3 protein-coding genes are annotated in these 2,075 nt (G+C 57.5%); all 3 read left to right on the top strand.

Annotation, left to right across the window (positions count from 1 at the left end):
* On the top strand, nt 1–220 hold a 220-nt coding region (locus AC1D15_RS28860; protein WP_477828720.1), incomplete at its 5' end, for a phage virion morphogenesis protein.
* A 51-nt stretch (nt 221–271) separates the two neighbouring features.
* Nucleotides 272–1,396 carry a hypothetical protein gene (locus tag AC1D15_RS28855; RefSeq protein ID WP_477828719.1) on the top strand — a complete coding sequence of 375 codons (1,125 nt, stop codon included), beginning with the start codon at nt 272–274 and terminating at the stop codon, nt 1,394–1,396.
* Nucleotides 1,397–1,463: 67 nt separating this feature from the next.
* Complete coding sequence (locus AC1D15_RS28850; protein ID WP_477828718.1) at nt 1,464–1,943, top strand: sensor histidine kinase; 480 nt, start codon at nt 1,464–1,466, stop codon at nt 1,941–1,943.
* Nucleotides 1,944–2,075 lie beyond the last annotated feature (132 nt).

Here is a 2,075-nt window from a genome sequence, read left to right as displayed (position 1 = left end):
GAAAAACCCAATGCACGAAACGGAGTTGCGCAAAAAGGTCTGGCGTGGAGGAAGCGCGCCCACGCTCGATAGCGACTTGTACCGCTCCATCACCGAGGAGTTACGCCAACAGACTGACGATTTGGACGGGGCGACTCCAGAAGGTGAGCCGTGGGAATTCACGCTCCCGACAACGCTGGTATGGCTCCAGCCCGACGACAAGCTTCCAGTTTTCCCGTGAAGCTGCTCGCCTACGCGCTGTCAACGCACCATTTCATTGCTAGAGGTCTTCGTGCTGAATTCATCAATTCTCGGTGCTAGCGCTGTGTTACAAGGCGTCCAGATGGGAGCAGAGTTACCTTTGGGCCTATGCGCTGTCGATGCTTTGAGGATTGTTCAACTGGKACTATTGTCTGTAGGGATGGAGATACCCGACGCCGACGAACGTGACGGCTCAATGGTCGGGACTCAGCGAGCAATCGGTGAATTTCGAAAGACCCGGTCGCTGGGTCAGGGAACCATGCTCATTGATCCTTCATTTCTTGATCGGCTCGACTTGGAGCTCTCGTTTCTCGAAGGAATCGTAACACCGGCGATGAGCGCAGCGACGCCACTGGATGCCAACTTGGTTCGACTCGATCCGATGATGGCCTCGCTGCTTGGAGCGAACTTTCGTACGTACGGACTGGACAAGGAGATCATCGACCGTGTGCGCAGCAACCTACAGCTAGGAAACCGAATGTGTTTTAGGCTGTCGCTCGATCTCATCCCGATGGTGGCGAATCTATTTAATGAGCAAATCGCCGAGCCTCTCATCTTTAAAGATTTCTGCACGAAGAACGGCCCATGTACCGATGTATTTTTTGACATCAGCAAATCATTTATTCCGTACCGTGATTTTCTACTAGCTCACAATCCTGGAAAGGCATCTCTCGCGATGTCAATCGGCAAGAAAACCCGCCCTGACATTCTAAGTCATCGCCCTCCTGACTTCGATTGGTACGAAGTCAAACCGGCGAGCCTCTACGGCATTCGCGACAGCGTTGAAAAGCTCGTCATTCTACTTGGTCTGTATCTCAGACTTCCATATAAACCGGGGAAGCGATATACGCCAACAAAGGACATTGTCCTTGGCACCTTGTTTTCTCCAGAAGGTCACCAACTCAAAATAATACTCGAGACTGAGCGCCCGTTACCTGGCGTTATTTTTTGGGCTTTGTGCATAGAGGGCGATTACGTCGAATACTTCAATCGGTATCAGATAGTGACCGGAATCCTCCAAATTTTGGTCGGGATAGGTCTCCTTCTTCCCGAGGTCGCCTTGACCGCCGAAGGGGGGGCAATGATCGCTGCGGCGGTGCGAGCATTCGCTGCAACGGGTGGTTTTGTACTTACCTTGTTGAAAACAAGTCCATGAGATCCGCTCGGAGCGGATGGTGCAGCAGCTGCTAGCAGTAGCGCGTTCGGAGCCCGATGGCGAGAGCATGCGCGTCGAACAAGTCAGCCTGGACGACTTGGTGCGATCGGCGGTATCGGACTTCGCGGCAAAAGCCGAGCATCGCGGCATCGACCTTGGGGCGCGCGTCGGCGCCGGCATCATGGCGCGGGCCGACGCCCATCAGCTGCGCGTGCTGCTCGACAATCTGGTCGAGAACGCGCTGCGCTACACACCGTCGCGCGGCGTGGTCGACGTCGAGGCGGACCTGCAGGACGGGCGGCCGCGACTACGCGTCGTCGACAACGGACCCGGCATCCCCGAAGCCGAACGCGAGCGTGTGTTTGACCGCTTCTACCGCGGCGTGGATGCGCAGACGCTCGCGCCCGACAGCGGCGGCAGCGGGCTGGGTCTGGCCATCGTGCAGGCCATCGCCGAACGCCATCACGCGAGCGTCAGCCTGCACACGCCGCAGGCGCATCGCGGGCTGGAGGTGCGGGTCGTGTTCTCTCAACTGCAAGGAGCCTGACATGGGCATGCCGGCGAGCTGGTTTCAGTGGGCCTTGCTGTCGGCGACGTTCGCCGCACTGACGGCAATCTTCGCCAAGGTCGGCATTCGCGGTGTCGACTCCGACCTCGCCACGTTGGTGCGCACCACGGT

The sequence above is a fragment of the Rhizobacter sp. P2_H2 genome (genome assembly GCF_056403375.1).
The sequence above is the reverse complement of the archived record's forward strand: the minus strand, read 5'-3'. Positions and strand labels throughout refer to the sequence as shown.

Excerpts from the sequence above, each read along its gene's own strand:
- AC1D15_RS28850 (WP_477828718.1), top strand. The coding sequence starts at position 1,464 with ATGCGCGTCGAACAAGTCAGCCTGGACGACTTGGTGCGATCGGCGGTA.